This is a genomic window from Pontibacter akesuensis (genome assembly GCF_001611675.1).
GTDB classification, from domain to species: Bacteria; Bacteroidota; Bacteroidia; order Cytophagales; family Hymenobacteraceae; genus Pontibacter; species Pontibacter akesuensis.
This window is the reverse complement of record NZ_CP014766.1, coordinates 1,491,156-1,505,044: the sequence shown is the minus strand read 5'-3', so window position 1 is coordinate 1,505,044 and position 13,889 is coordinate 1,491,156. Positions and strand designations below refer to the sequence as shown.

Sequence of the window (13,889 nt, the reverse complement as noted above, 5' to 3'; positions counted from 1 at the left end):
CCTACTGCTTATCCCGCCACTCCAGCGTATTCAGCAGGTGCACGATATCCTTCTTCACAAACTCAATGACCGGGGCAAGCGAGTCGTTCTGGGTGGCAGTTCTAAAGTATAGCGCGCCGCGCAGGAAATGCTGTGTAGAGTCGGTTACATAGAACTGGAACTGGCTGGGCACTTCGCCCTCCAATTCAAAAACAGCAGCCACGTCGCCCTGTGGCGTCTTTATCTGCGTCTCCTCAATGGCGTAGGCTTTAATCTGGTGCTTGGCAGTTAGCTTTCGCGCATCTTCCACGAGGTTGTTCAGCATCTTGTCGTTGCCCTGGCTGATGTCGATATAGGTAAGTTGCACGTTTGCGCCCAGCTCCGGGTAGATGATGTTGATCCAGTGCGGCTGCGCAATTCCGGAAGAATCAGGGCGCGTTTTAGCGTGCTCCGACATCTCAAAAGCATATGGATGTGCCTCCTGTAGCGGCTTGTATGTTTGCGAAGGCAGGTCGATGCGGTTGTAGCCCTTCGGCTTCGGCGTGTACTCTGCGCTGCAGGAAATAAAGCCTGCAGCTAGACCGAACCACAACAGAGACTTCAGGCTAGCTAACTTTATGATACTGTTCTTTTTTGCTTGCGACATTTATCTTAACTCGTTTTACGCGCTTCGTGTCCGCCGACTCTACTGTGAAATGAAAGCGGCCGTAGTCCACTTCCTCGCCTGTGCGCGGAATGCGTGAAAACAGCGCCAGCATCAAACCAGCCACCGTTTCATTTTCGCCCTTTACCTCCTCAAAGGCATCGAAAGGCAGCTCTGCAATCTTGCAAAAGTCATGCAGCGATGTCTTGCCGTCAAAGATAAAGGTATTTTCATCGAGTTGAGAATAGATAATGTCATCGTCGTCATCAAACTCATCGTTAATCTCGCCCACAATCTCTTCCACAATATCCTCCAACGTCAGCAGGCCTACCGTAGCGCCATACTCGTTTACAACCACCGCCATGTGCACGTGCTTCTCCTTGAAATCCTGGAAAAGGTCAGCAATGCGCTTGTTCTCCGGCACAAAGAACGGCGGACGCACCAATTGCTGCCAGTTAAAGTCAGCCCCATTGTGTAAGTGCGGCAGCAAGTCTTTTACGTAGAGGATGCCTTCAATCTGAGCGGTGCTCTCGGTATAAACCGGCACGCGGGAATAGCCCCACTGCACAATTTCGGGCATGAGCTCCGGAAGGGTGAGGCTGCGCTGAAAACTAACAATGTCAATTCGCGGGCGCATGATCTGCTTCACCGTGATGGAGCCGAAGTTTACCACGCCGCGCAGAATCTTGCGCTCTTCCGGAGAAGTGTCAGCATTGGTCAAGGCAACATCCAAACTGTGGTGCAGGTCCTCTAAAGTATGACTGTACCCTTTGGAGATGTATTTTCTTTCAATGTACTCATTGATAAACATCAGCAGCCAGGAGATGGGGCGGACAAGCCACTGCAGCTTTACGAGTACGCCAGCCATGCGGCGCACCAGGTGCAGGCGCCGCTTCTGAACGTATACTTTAGGCAGCACTTCTGCACAGAAAACGATAAAAAAGGTAGCAAAAAGCACACAGGCCACCATCGCGCCAGCCGCCAGGGTGCTGGCGCCAAAAAGCTGCCAGGCCACGTAGGCAAACACTGTAATAATGGCCACGTTAATGCCATTGTTGAAGATAAGAATGGTTGTCAGGAGCTTGCGTGGGTGCTGCAGGAGGCGGTACACACGCTGTTCAGAGGGGCGGGCGCTGGTTTTACACTGCTCCAGTTCACGCTCTGTTAAAGAGAAGAAAGCTGCCTCGGCCCCCGATGTGAGGGCAGAGAGCAGCAGTAAGATAAAGCCACCAACAATGGCGACCAGGTATTCTATTCTGAGTTCAGTTAACGAACTTTGTAGGAGTTGGAGTAAACTATAACTCAGGGGGTCTCCGGGGTCTGTACTTTCCAAGACTATCTAATTAGTTGAAACATAGGTTAGAACGGCAGGTCGTCCGGCTCGTCGTTCTGGAAGGCTGAGGCATTGCCGCCGCTGTTGCTGCTATTGCCGCTGCCTGAAGAGGATGCGCTGCTACTGCCGTAGTTTCCGCCGCTTGCAGCCGCTGATTCCTGGCCGTTTCCGCTACCGCCGCTCGGGCCGCCCAGCATGGTCATCTGGTCCGCTACAATCTCGGTGCTGTAACGCTGGATGCCTTCCTTGTCCTGATAGTTATTGGTTCTGAGTCTTCCTTCGATGTAGACAGAATTGCCTTTCTTCAGGTACTTCTCGGCCACTTCAGCCAGACCTCTCCAAACCACAATGTTGTGCCATTCGGTTCTTTCCTGGCGCTGGCCCTGCTTGTCCTTGAACGTTTCGGAGGTTGCCATTGGGAAGCGAGCTACTGCTACACCGCCCTCTAAGTGACGTACTTCCGGGTCTTTGCCCAGGTTTCCGATCAGGATTACTTTGTTTACACTTGCCATGTCTTTTTACGTTAAATATTTAGTTGAAATGGGCTACTCCAACAACCAAGCTGGAGGCAAATATGGCTTACTGAAATAGATAATGCTTTTTCCGCTATAAATAGTTTCAGTCTATAAATATACTAAAATCTTCGCATCTTTCAAATAGCTGCTGATCAAAACTGGCTTCGGCAAATTATCTATTTCTTCAACGTTAAAAAGCCCCAATCTTGTTTCCTGCAGTACCTCCTTTTTCAGCGGCTCGTGCAGTTTTATCCTGTAAAAATGCGCTGTTATTTTCTGATGGCTTAAAATATGTTTGTACGCTTTGGCGGGAGGCTGCAAATCCGCTTCCAGCACCGGTATGCCTGCCTCCTGCAACTCCTGCAGCAGCAAGGGCATCGGTAGCTCCTTGGTGTCGCTCTCGTAGAGGTAGAAATCGTAAAGACCCTGCCAGATGTCGCCCTCCAGGCGCTTGCGCAGGTAAAAGCTGTTGTTGTGCTCAAAAACGATGTAATGGAAGTAGCGTGGCCGCGCCGCCTTCGCCTTTGCTTTTACCGGTAGTTCCTGCACCATGCCGTGGTTAAAGGCAAAGCAAGTTTGTTGGAAGGGGCAAAACATGCAGTCAGGCATTAGGGGTGTGCACTGTATGGCGCCAAACTCCATGATGGCCTGATTATAGGTGTCCGGCTCCCTGGCAGGCACCAGTTCATCGGCCAGTTTCTGGAAAACTTTGCGCGAGGCGGGCGCGGCAATATCATCTGAAAGGCCAAAAATACGAGCCAGCACCCGGAAAACGTTCCCATCCAGCACGGCCACTTGCTCCTTGAAGGCAAAAGAGGCAATGGCCGCCGCTGTATAACTGCCCACGCCCTTCAACTTCAGTAAGTCCTCATACTTCGTCGGAAACTGACCGCCAAACTGTGCTACTACCAACTGCGCCGTATGGTGCATGTTACGGGCACGGGAGTAATAGCCAAGCCCCTGCCACAACCGCAGCACCTCCTCCTGTGGGGCCGCAGCCAGGTCCTGCACAGTAGGGTAGGTTTCCACGAAGCGCTGGTAGTAGGGCAGGCCCTGCGCCACCCGCGTCTGCTGCAGAATCACCTCCGAAAGCCAGATAAAGTATGGGTTAGTGGTGTCGCGCCAGGGCAAAGTGCGTTTGTTCCGGCCGTACCAGTCGATGAGTTTTGATGCAAAATGTGCGTGTGCGGTTTCCTGCATGGGGTAATATGATATTTCAATAAGCACGGCTGGCGTTGGCTATACTTTGCAAAGGCGAAGGCCGGTTCGTGTGCAAGGTAGCAACTGGCAAATTAGAAATTTGTTGTGAGGGGCGGAAACTTCAAACAGATGGTGAAACACTGAAATATAAGTGGCAGGCAGGCGTTAAGGGATGGCAGGCCGTGTGCGGTTGGCGCTGGGCGATACTTTAGAGGGGCCATCCGGTACGTAATAATTTAGCGCTAAAGCTTTTGCTATTCGAAAAGTAGCCCTACCTTTGTGCCCCGAAAATCACGGTAATTCTGGAAATTACTGATACCCATTACACTAGAAAGATAACTTATTATTAATTTATAAAGAACAAGCAAGTGACTAAAGCAGAAGTAATATCAGAAATTGCTGATAAGACAGGGATCGATAAAGCAGATGTACAGTCTACCATTGAGGCTTTCTTCAAAGTAGTGAAAGATTCTATGGCAGATGGTAACAACATCTACGTGAGAGGTTTTGGTAGCTTTGTGAATAAGAAGCGTGCGAAAAAAGTAGCTCGTAACATTTCTAAAAACACATCTATCATCATCGACGAGCATTTTATCCCTAGCTTTAAGCCGTCAAAAACCTTTATCCAGAAGATCAAGAACAGCAAAAAGATTCAAGAAGTAGCACATTCTTAAATTTTTGTATCTTTGCTGATCTAATTTTGTTTTAACTCAAAACAGCTATTAGGCAAAAAGAATGAAACGGTCACAAATATTGATAGTTATTGCAGCCATCGTGTTGGTGGCCGTTATATTCTTTTTGCCCAAAGTTGTTGTAAACGAGGAGGACAAAAACAATCTTGCCAGTACCGAAGCAGGTGCCGTGCCCGAAGGCCACTCAGAAGATGACGGCCACGACCACGGTGCTGAGGGAGGTGCTGCTGCGGATGCGCACATGACAGCGACACCTGAGCAACTGATGGCGCTGTCTACCGCCCGGGCCAAGTTTAACAAGGCCAGCGATGAGCAGACCCGCAGTAGGCAGGCAGTAGAATTGGGCGATGCCTACAAAGCGGCTGCCAAGTATGACAGTGCCGGTTACTACTTTGAAGTTGCTGCCAAAGCCCGTGGGGGTGAAAACAGCTACAAGCGGGCAGGCGATGCTTATTACGAGGCCTTCACATTTGCTTCCACCCAGGAGCGCGCCAACGAACTCGGTTCCAAGGCGCGTGCCATGTATGAGCAGGTGCTGAAGAACAACCCGTCGGAGCTGGATGCCAAAACGAACGTAGCCATGACCTATATCGCGACCTCTAATCCGATGCAGGGAATTACGCTGCTGCGCGAAGTCATCGCATCAAACCCGAACCACGAAAAGGCGTTGTTTAACCTGGGTATTCTGTCGATGCAGTCTACCCAGTACGACAAGGCCGTGGAGCGTTTCCAGAAGCTGGTGGAGGTTAACCCGAGCCACGTGGAAGGAACCTTCTACCTGGCAGTGGCGTTGGCTGGAACGGGGCAGAAGGAGCAGGCAAAGGCTGTTTTCGAGAAAGTGAAGGGCATGAGCAACGATCCGGCCTTGATCACCTCGGTAGACGAGGAGCTTGCCAAACTGAATTAAGAATTTAAGAAATCATTCATAACACAAAAAACCAAGATTATGCCTTGCGGAAAGAAAAGAAAAAGACATAAGATCGCCACGCACAAAAGAAAGAAGCGTCTTAGAAAAAACAGACATAAGAAGAAGTAATTTCTTCTAATTTCACGAGGGCCCACTTTGCTTCGCTAAAGTGGGCTTTGGTCTTATACATCGGAACCATAACCATTTGAGAGAAATTGAGTAACGAACTGATTATCAATTCTACTCAAGATGGGGATCGCATTGCGCTTTTACAGGATAAAAGACTGGTAGAGTATCACTTCGAGTCGAAAGACACGGACTACACCGTAGGTGATATTTTCCTGGGCACTGTAAAAAAAGTAATGCCTGGACTTAACGCCGCCTTTATTGATATTGGCTACCACAAGGATGCATTCCTGCATTACCATGACCTGGGAGCCAACATCAAAACGCTTAACAAATATGTGAAAGCGGCGCAAACACAGAAGAACGCAACACCCAAGCTAAGCCAGATAAAGTTTGAGCCTGAGATAGACAAGCTCGGCAAGGCAGCCGATGTCCTGAAAAAGGGGCAGCAGCTGCTTGTGCAGATTGTAAAAGAGCCGATATCTACCAAAGGACCGCGCCTGTCCTGTGAGCTTTCCTTAGCCGGACGTTACCTGGTGCTCGTACCGTTTTCAAACACGGTAAGTGTCTCCAAGAAAATCGTCAGCAAAGAGGAGCGCACACGCTTAAAGCGCCTGATCACAAGTATAAAGCCGGAGAACTTCGGCGTGATCATTCGCACGGTAGCAGAGGGCCGCGAAGTGGCAGAGCTCGACAGAGACCTGCGCAACATGCTGGCCAATTGGGAAGAGGGCTTTAAAACCCTCAGAATAGCAAAGCCGAACGATAAAGTGATCGGTGAGCTAAACCGTTCTTCATCCATCTTGAGGGATCTGTTAAACGAGAGCTTTGACAATATAGTAGTTGACGATACGCAGCTCTATGACGACATCAAAGCCTACGTGCAAAGTATAGCACCGGACCGGGTTAATATCCTGAAACACTATACTGGCAAAACAAAGACCTTTGAACACTTCAACATCGAGAAACAGCTAAAGGCTGCCTTTGGAAAAACAGTGACGATACCAGGGGGTGGTTACCTGGTGATAGAGCACACCGAGGCCCTGCATGTGGTAGATGTAAACAGTGGGAACAAATCGAACACCGAAACAAACCAGGAGGCAACCGCGCTTCACGTAAACATGATGGCCGCCAAAGAAGTGGCCCGTCAGTTGCGCCTCAGGGACATAGGTGGGATAATTGTAGTTGACTTTATTGACATGAAGTCGCCGGAGAACCGGCAGAAAGTTTACGAGGTTGTAAAGGAAGAACTAAAGCGGGACCGCTCTAAGTCTACCGTTCTCCCAGTCTCTAAATTTGGTCTGATGCAAATCACCCGACAGCGTGTCAGACCGGAGCAAAACATTGTTACCGGCGAGGTTTGCCCTACATGCGGCGGAACCGGTAAAATTACAGCCAGTATTCTGGTGACAGATGAAATTGACGCAGCGGTAGAAGACCTGCTGACGAGCCACAACCACAAGAGCTTAAAGATATTTATGCACCCCTTCGTGTACTCATACTATACAAAGGGACTGATATCAAAGCAGGTGAAATGGTTTTTCAAGTACTACAGGTGGGTGAGCCTTGTAAAAGACACTTCGCTGGGCATCATGGACTTTAATGTGATGGATAGCCAGGGAGAGGAAATTGAGCTGAGAACCGCCGCCAGCCCAGTTGTCGAAATTGATGAAAAAGAAGAGGAACTGGTATAAGAGCCAACTCCACGGAATAAAAAAGCCGCTGCTAGTGACTAGCAGCGGCTTTTTTTATTTATACTTTATACTTGTTGCCAGCGCGGCTAGAACTTCACGCCAACATCCAGTGATACACCGTTGTTTTTGATAGCGATGTTCTTGTCGCCCAATTTTTTCTCGTAAAAGTCGTCGATGTCGGTGAGGCCGCGGTGGTAGGTAAGGCCGGCAAATAGCTTCGTGCTCTGGCCCATCTGGAACTCAGCACCGCCACCAAGCAGCACATCGGCCTCGAAGATGTTGAAGCGCTTGATGATTTTCTCTCCGTCGATAACCTTCTTGTCGTTCACCTGAGCTGCCACTTTGGTGTTAAGTGAGCCACCCACCTGAAAATAGGCAATAGTGCCCGGCGCCACTTCGTTTGTGAAGAGCTTCAGCGTGATTGGCAACTCAATGTACTGGATTGTCAGGTCATCTTTGCCGCTTATGGTTTCTGTGACACCGCCATTCTCACGGGTATAGTTGTAGGATATCTCCGAGCCCTTGGCACGGTACAGCAGGCCGGTGCTGAAGGCGTAGTTCTGGGCAAAAAAGTAGTCGGCTATCACGCCCACACCCAAACGCAGGCTGCTGCTTTCCTTTTCAAAATTGTACCTGTCTTCCGCTATAAAGCGGTTGCCAGCAATGGTTGGGGATACCTGTAAACCGATTTCAATCTGTGCCATGGAGGTAAAGCCAGCGCACAGCAGCAGCATTAAGAGTGTAAGTTTCTTCATCAGCGTTTTAATTTATACTTTATGTTACCTAATACGACGGAACACCTTATTTTTGTACAAAGATACAAAACAATGTATTACAGATTTTTTATACTAGCGGTATTAATATTCACTTTCGGCTGTGGCGGCGATAAAAGCTGTGAACTGCCCGATGAGATAGCGGATGTGCCTGTTGATGTGGAGATAGGGCGGATGGAGAAGGCGCTGTTCAGCGCCAAGTCTGAGGCCGAAGTGGCCGCTTTTCTGGAAGAGAATCCGCTTTTCATGCAGAAATACCTGCAGATCCCGAACGACGCCGAGCAGGTAAAAGCCCTGTACGAGCTAAGCACGAATGCAGCGCTGGATTCGCTGGTGCTGCAGTCGGAGGAGGCTTTCGGCGATATGAAAGTGCAGGAGCAGCAGTTGGAGCGGGCCTTTAAAGTGATCAAGTACCATTATCCCGAGTATCATGTGCCGCAGGTAAAAACCTTTGTGACAGGCCTGGGCAGCCTGGGCAACGACCTGTTTGTTTCGGACAGCCTCCTGGTGCTCGGACTTGACTACTTTATCGGGCCAAAGGCAAGATACCGCCCGCAGGCCTACGACTACATCCTGGCGCGTTACCAGCCGGAAAAGATGGTGCCTGCCGCCATGCTGTTGCTCTCGAACCGCTTTAACAAAACCAATGCCGCTGACCGCACCTTGCTTGGTGAGATGGTGAGCATGGGCAAGGCCTACTATTTTGTTCAGTCGGTGCTGCCTTGCACCCCTGATTCACTGATCATCTCTTATACGGACCAGCAGATAGCCGATATCTTTCATAACGAAGGGCGCATTTGGGCGCATTTTCTGGAGAAAGAGCTCCTGTTTGAGAAATCTCCTTTCGTGGTGAACAAGTACATAGGAGAGCGCCCTAACACGCCTGAGGTAGATGCCTCGGCCCCCGGCCGCATTGGCACCTGGGTAGGCTGGCAGATTGTGCGCCACTACATGCAGCGCAACCCCGACGTGAGCCTGCCTGAACTGATGGCAGAAACCGATTACCGCAAAATCTTTAACGAGTCGAAGTATAAGCCAGAGAAGAAGCGCTAAGCTTCTGCCTGTTTTATACGTTTACGAACTGATTCCCCTGATGCATATTGCCATACTTAACCAGCACCACCACAACCCTGACTGTCCAGCCACCTGCCGCCATTATACCTTTATGGAGGCATTGGCGAAGCGGCACCAGATTAGTTTGGTAGCCAGTGACGGCTGGAGGCGAATACGCATTACGGACAAGTATGGGTGGGTGCCAGAAGGGGTGGAATTGCATGAGTGCGTGGAGCCCTACGCTAACAAAATGGGCGTGCGCAAGCGCCTGAAATCCTTTGCCGGGTTTGCTGCCTGTGCCTTTAAAAAAGCCATGCAGCTACAGAAGCCGGATATTTTTTGGGCCGTGTCTACCCCTTTAAGTACGCCGTGGGTGGCTTCTCAGGCGGCTAAGTTCCGCAACGTGCCCTGGGTGTTTGAGGTGCAGGACCTTTGGCCGAGTTTCCCCATACAGATGGGGGCTGTACAGAATACGTGGTTGCAGCAGCGCTTGTACCGCATGGAGAAGCGCCTCTACGAAAGTGCTAGCCACATTATCACGCTTTCTCCGGACATGACGGAGCACATCATCGGCCTTGGAATTCCGCAGGGGAAAATCACCACCAACTACAATGGCACCGACCTGGAGATGGTGGATGCCGTAACCGAGGAGGAGGTGGAGGCGCTACGCGTGCAGTATAATCTGCAGGGCAAGCAGGTGGTACTGTATGCCGGTACCTATGGCCGGGCTAACAGCATGCAGGCGCTGATGCAGACCATCGAGCAGATGGCCGCTGACACAAGTATAACCTTTATACTTACCGGAAACGGCTACTACGAAAAGCAACTGAAGGAGCTGGCGCAGCGGGTACCGAATCTGCTGCTGTTGCCGCCGCAGCCCCGTCCCGAGGTGTTTCGGCTCTTCAAACTGGCCGCAGTCTCGGTGGTGACGTTCAATGATCTGCCTGTGCTGGCCACGAACTCGCCTGCCAAGCTTTACGACAGCCTGGCCTGCGGAACTCCAGCGATCGTTACCAACCCCGGCTGGACCAAACGCTTTGTGGAGGAGCATGGCTGCGGCTGGTATGTACCCGCGGAGCAACCGGAGGCCCTGGCGCAGACAATTCAATCCGCGCTTTCTCAGCAGCAGGAGCTGCTGGCTGCTGGCGCAAGGGGTATCGCTGTTTCACGGAGGCTTTTCGATAGGCAGCAGCTGGTGCTGCAGGTAGAGGAAGTACTGAAACGTGCTGTGCAGTAGCTACTGGTGTTCTCAACTTCATAAGTTACCGTTTGATCTCAAGAAACAGGTTGTATTGCTACCCACTGGCGCAAGCGTCCGCTTGTGCCGACGTGCACGAGGCAAATATATCAGGAATAAGTATAGAGCATTGTTTTGCTAACCAAGTCATCTGATAATGCATTCAGCAAGCGTGGCTTTGCTGTCGCAAGGCACAAGCGGACGCTTGCGCCAGTTGTACTTAATCAAATGCAAGTGTGCGCTTCTCTTCGTGACTTTGCATCGCCAGTTCTATCACGCGGATGGTGTTACGGGCTTCCTCAGGTTTTACCTCCAACTCTTCCTGTCCTTGCAGGGCATTATATACATTCTGGTAAAAGGCAGTATAGTCGCCGGGCTCACTTTCAATCTTGCCCACTAGATGCAAGCCATCGATTTCTGTATTGATCTTGCCCCAGATTTCCTCTGGTTCCACACCCCAGTTTTCGGCTCCTTTCGGTGCCATGCCAGCTTTTAGGTTATCTTCCTGCACATCCAGTCCATACTTCACAAAGGAGCCATGGTAGCCTGAAATAACATACCGTGGCCCTGGCTCGCGCACCAGCATGCCCGCCTTAAGTATAACGCGGGTGTTAGGGTAGTGTAGCGTGAGGTGAAAATTATCAAGCACCTGGCTGTTCTTGCGCTGCACGCGCAGTTCAGCAGATACTTCGGCCGGTGTTCCGAAGAGGCAAAGGGCCTGGTCGATGAGGTGTGAGCCGAGATCGTAAAGAATGCCGGAGCCTGGGGCGGCTTCTTCCTTCCAGGTATCAGGCTTCAGGTAGTTGCGGAACCGGTCGAAATGCGCCTCATACTCCACGACATCGCCCAGCATGTCAGCGGCTATAATTTTGCGGATAGTTTTGAAGTCGCTGTCCCAGCGGCGGTTCTGGAAAACAGCCAGCAGCTTGTTTTTGCTTTTCGCCAGCGCAATCAGCTCGTCTGCCTCCGCCGAGGTAACAGTGAAAGGCTTCTCCACCACCACGTGTTTTCCTGCCTCCAGCACTTCTCTGGCGATGGCGGCATGCGTACTGTTTGGCGTGGCCACCACCACTAAGTCTATACTTTCATCCTGCAGGATGTCCTTTGAGTCGCCCACTAAGATAGCCTCTGGATAACGGGAGTTGGCAAGGCTCCGGTTTTCGAGACGTGTTTCCCGGATCTTAGCCAGGTGAAAACCCGGAACGTTGGTAATGAACGGCGCATGAAACACGCTTCCGGCCATGCCGAAGCCAAGTAATCCTACATTTATCTTATTTGTCATAGTATATGGCGTTCTGTTACTGTCTTGAATAGCAAACGGAGGGCTAAAGATACAGTTTTACAAAAGGCTTTGAGTGTAAAATTGAGAAGCATTACACATGAGCGGAAAAAGACGAAGGTGCCACTTTACGTTGGCACCTTCGCTTAATTGTTGAGCTATGCAGACGCTTGTTCAGGTCTGATCATCATGTTGTTGCCTGCTGAATTAGCTTGTCTCTACGTTGAAAGTAGCTGCTATCTTTTAGACAGCGTTTAAAGGCGCTACTTCAGGTGCTTCTCGAAGAAATCAATAGTGCGTTTCCAGGCAAGCTCTGCCGCAGCTTTGTCGTAGCGTGGGGTGGTATCGTTATGGAAGCCGTGGTTTGTATTCGCATACATGTGGGCGGTGTATTTCTTGTTGTGCTCTTTCAAGACAGCTTCATAAGCAGGCCAGCCTTCGTTTACGCGCGTGTCCAGTTCTGCATAGTGCAGGAGGAGCGGCGCCTCAATCTTCGGAACATCTTCTACCGGTGGCTGTCCGCCGTAAAACGGAACAGCTGCCGCCAACTCCGGTAGGCGTACGGCCATCATGTTCGAAATCCAGCCACCGAAGCAAAAGCCTACCACACCCACGTTGCCATTACAGTCCGGGTGGTTTTTCAGGTAGTCGTATGCCGCTATAAAGTCTTCCAGCATTTCGTTTCTGTCACGCTTACTATGCAGCGCACGGCCTTCATCATCGTTGCCTGGATAGCCGCCCAGGGGCGATAAGGCATCAGGGGCAAGCGAAATAAATCCTGCCAACGCGGCTCTTCGGGCAACATCCTCAATATGGGGGTTCAAGCCACGGTTTTCATGCACCACCACAATACCACCGAGCTTCTTTTTTGCATCCGCAGGCTTCGACAGCAGGGCCTTTAGCCTTCCGCCGCCTTTTTCAGACTGGTAATGGATGTAGTCTGATTTCAGGCGTGGATCGTTGGACGTCACCTGTATGGCATTTTTATAATCGGGCATGAGAAAGCTCATGAGCGACGCCACCGTAAGCCCGCCTACGGCATAAAGGGAAAGCTTCTGCACAAACTCGCGCCTGTTAACGCGGTTATGTGCATAGTCATCGTAAAGGTCCAGTACTTCTTGTTTGATGTCTTCTTTTTTGATTTCGTCCATGGTCGGCTGCTTAAGTAGTAGCATAAGGTAGCGGAATTCTACGTCATTTCTTATGGCAGCGCCTGTTATGTGCAGATTATTAGTGGTTTTATGGCTGTTGGCCTAGGCGGCAGGTGCTGCGTTCGGCTCCATAAAATAGGCGGTTATAGGAAAGGTACGGCATAGCTCGTAAGTAACATACAGATACGCAAACACCTCTTCTGCGCTAAAAGTATAAAACTTTGTCTTGAAGTATGAGTGACGGTATGTGCCATTAAGTTAAATAGAAAATCAAGCAGCTGCAGCACCAGGCTGCCGTTGCAGCTTTACCTGTTCTCCTCATCAAAGGAAAGCAGCATGCCGGTAACGCCGTTCACCACATCTGCCATTCTTTCAAAGTCAAGGGTATCGATAGTATCGGAAGGCATGTGGTAGTGCGGGTTTCTTAAAAAAGACGTGTCGTTTACCATCACCGCGTTGTAACCATGTCTGGAGTAACTGCTGTGGTCTGATAGATTGGCCAAACCATTAGTAACCGGAAAAGCTACCGGAAAAACAAGTGTGGTACAGTGCTGTTGCATACGTTGAGCCAGCGTTTTAGCGACCTCCTCCTGCGTACTGTGTCCTGCTATCACAACAAAATTGCCGGTGTCGGGAAACATGCTTTTTAGGGCTGGATCGGGGAAGTTTTGGGAGCCGGGGGCATCGCTGAAGTAGCCGATCATCTCGTAGGCGATCATGAACTTTACCGGCACCTTCTCCTGCAGCATTTTGCGCGCGTGTACTGCGCTTCCCATTTCGTCGGAGCCAAAAAAAGGCGGTTCTTCGAGGCAATAGGCTACAAATTCATAGGTGTAATGCAGCTGCCCTTCCTGCTGATAGACATGGAGGAGCCTTGCTGTTTCCAGCATGCCGGCCACAGCGCTTGCATTGTCGTCTGCTCCTGGCTGGTCGCCGCAAACATCATAATGCGCACCGATTATGATTCTTTCCTCGCTTGCGCCTTCGAAGATGGCAGACACATTCCTGTATTTGTTGCCCGTGCTGACAGTGAATTCCTGGTATTCCAGCTTATCAAAAGACAGCTTGTCCAGCTCCTCATAAACATAAGCCGAAGCAGCTTCCAGTGACTGTTTGTTTTGGTAGTTTCGGGCGGGCTTGAGGGAGGTTAAAAACGCTACGTCCTGGTAAAGCCGCTGTTTATTTGAAGTTAACGCCATAAGTATGTGGAGTAAAAAGTATAGAACGGGGTGCTATAATTCCTGAACTACGTTGATTTCTACTCCAGTGTCATACTTTGCTCCAGTTTCCTTTAAGATTTGTAGAGT

Annotated in this window: 13 protein-coding genes; 5 read left to right on the top strand and 8 right to left on the bottom strand. The window is 50.4% G+C overall.

The features are described from left to right. Position 1: 1 nt before the first annotated feature. The 4 genes from gldD to mutY form a co-directional block, all read right to left on the bottom strand. Complete coding sequence (gene gldD / locus A0W33_RS06255; protein ID WP_082815145.1) at positions 2–625, bottom strand: gliding motility lipoprotein GldD; 624 nt, start codon at positions 623–625, stop codon at positions 2–4. Further along, positions 585–1,955, bottom strand: coding sequence for a gliding motility-associated protein GldE (gene gldE / locus A0W33_RS06250; RefSeq protein ID WP_068837356.1), 1,371 nt, complete (start codon positions 1,953–1,955; stop codon positions 585–587). The genes gldD and gldE overlap by 41 nt, the downstream gene beginning before the upstream one ends. A 26-nt stretch (positions 1,956–1,981) precedes the next feature. Continuing rightward, positions 1,982–2,467 (bottom strand): single-stranded DNA-binding protein, encoded by a 486-nt coding sequence (locus tag A0W33_RS06245; protein ID WP_068837355.1) that lies wholly within the window; start codon positions 2,465–2,467, stop codon positions 1,982–1,984. 111 nt (positions 2,468–2,578) lie between these two features. Continuing rightward, the gene (gene mutY / locus A0W33_RS06240; RefSeq protein WP_068837354.1) at positions 2,579–3,670 is read right to left on the bottom strand and encodes an A/G-specific adenine glycosylase; all 1,092 of its coding nucleotides are present in this window, start codon (positions 3,668–3,670) and stop codon (positions 2,579–2,581) included. A 368-nt stretch (positions 3,671–4,038) separates the two neighbouring features. Between mutY and A0W33_RS06235 the strand changes: the two genes are divergently transcribed. From A0W33_RS06235 to A0W33_RS06225, 3 genes are all read left to right on the top strand, one after another. Continuing rightward, on the top strand, positions 4,039–4,344 hold the full coding sequence (locus A0W33_RS06235) for an HU family DNA-binding protein (RefSeq protein ID WP_025608210.1): 306 nt from the start codon (positions 4,039–4,041) through the stop codon (positions 4,342–4,344). Positions 4,345–4,405: 61 nt separating this feature from the next. Continuing rightward, a complete protein-coding gene (locus tag A0W33_RS06230) occupies positions 4,406–5,269 on the top strand; it encodes a tetratricopeptide repeat protein (RefSeq protein WP_068837353.1) in 864 nt (287 codons plus the stop codon). A 215-nt stretch (positions 5,270–5,484) separates the two neighbouring features. Further along, the gene (locus tag A0W33_RS06225) at positions 5,485–7,089 is read left to right on the top strand and encodes an Rne/Rng family ribonuclease (protein ID WP_068837352.1); all 1,605 of its coding nucleotides are present in this window, start codon (positions 5,485–5,487) and stop codon (positions 7,087–7,089) included. Positions 7,090–7,175: 86 nt separating this feature from the next. On the opposite strand, the gene A0W33_RS06220 is transcribed toward A0W33_RS06225, so the two are convergent. Beyond that, complete coding sequence (locus A0W33_RS06220; protein ID WP_068837351.1) at positions 7,176–7,844, bottom strand: porin family protein; 669 nt, start codon at positions 7,842–7,844, stop codon at positions 7,176–7,178. Between the two features lie 72 nt (positions 7,845–7,916). Here A0W33_RS06220 and gldB point away from each other — a divergent pair, with 72 nt between their 5' ends. Together gldB and A0W33_RS06210 are read left to right on the top strand one after the other, a co-directional pair. Further along, positions 7,917–8,915, top strand: coding sequence for a gliding motility lipoprotein GldB (gene gldB, locus A0W33_RS06215; RefSeq protein ID WP_068839969.1), 999 nt, complete (start codon positions 7,917–7,919; stop codon positions 8,913–8,915). Positions 8,916–8,955: 40 nt separating this feature from the next. After that, complete coding sequence (locus A0W33_RS06210; RefSeq protein ID WP_068837350.1) at positions 8,956–10,152, top strand: glycosyltransferase family 4 protein; 1,197 nt, start codon at positions 8,956–8,958, stop codon at positions 10,150–10,152. Positions 10,153–10,372: 220 nt separating this feature from the next. On the opposite strand, the gene A0W33_RS06205 is transcribed toward A0W33_RS06210, so the two are convergent. The 3 genes from A0W33_RS06205 to A0W33_RS06195 form a co-directional block, all read right to left on the bottom strand. Next, complete coding sequence (locus A0W33_RS06205; RefSeq protein WP_068837349.1) at positions 10,373–11,434, bottom strand: oxidoreductase; 1,062 nt, start codon at positions 11,432–11,434, stop codon at positions 10,373–10,375. A gap of 260 nt (positions 11,435–11,694) precedes the next feature. Next, on the bottom strand, positions 11,695–12,582 hold the full coding sequence (locus A0W33_RS06200) for a dienelactone hydrolase family protein (RefSeq protein WP_068837348.1): 888 nt from the start codon (positions 12,580–12,582) through the stop codon (positions 11,695–11,697). A gap of 305 nt (positions 12,583–12,887) precedes the next feature. Further along, positions 12,888–13,781 carry a M28 family peptidase gene (locus A0W33_RS06195; RefSeq protein ID WP_068837347.1) on the bottom strand — a complete coding sequence of 298 codons (894 nt, stop codon included), beginning with the start codon at positions 13,779–13,781 and terminating at the stop codon, positions 12,888–12,890. Positions 13,782–13,889 lie beyond the last annotated feature (108 nt).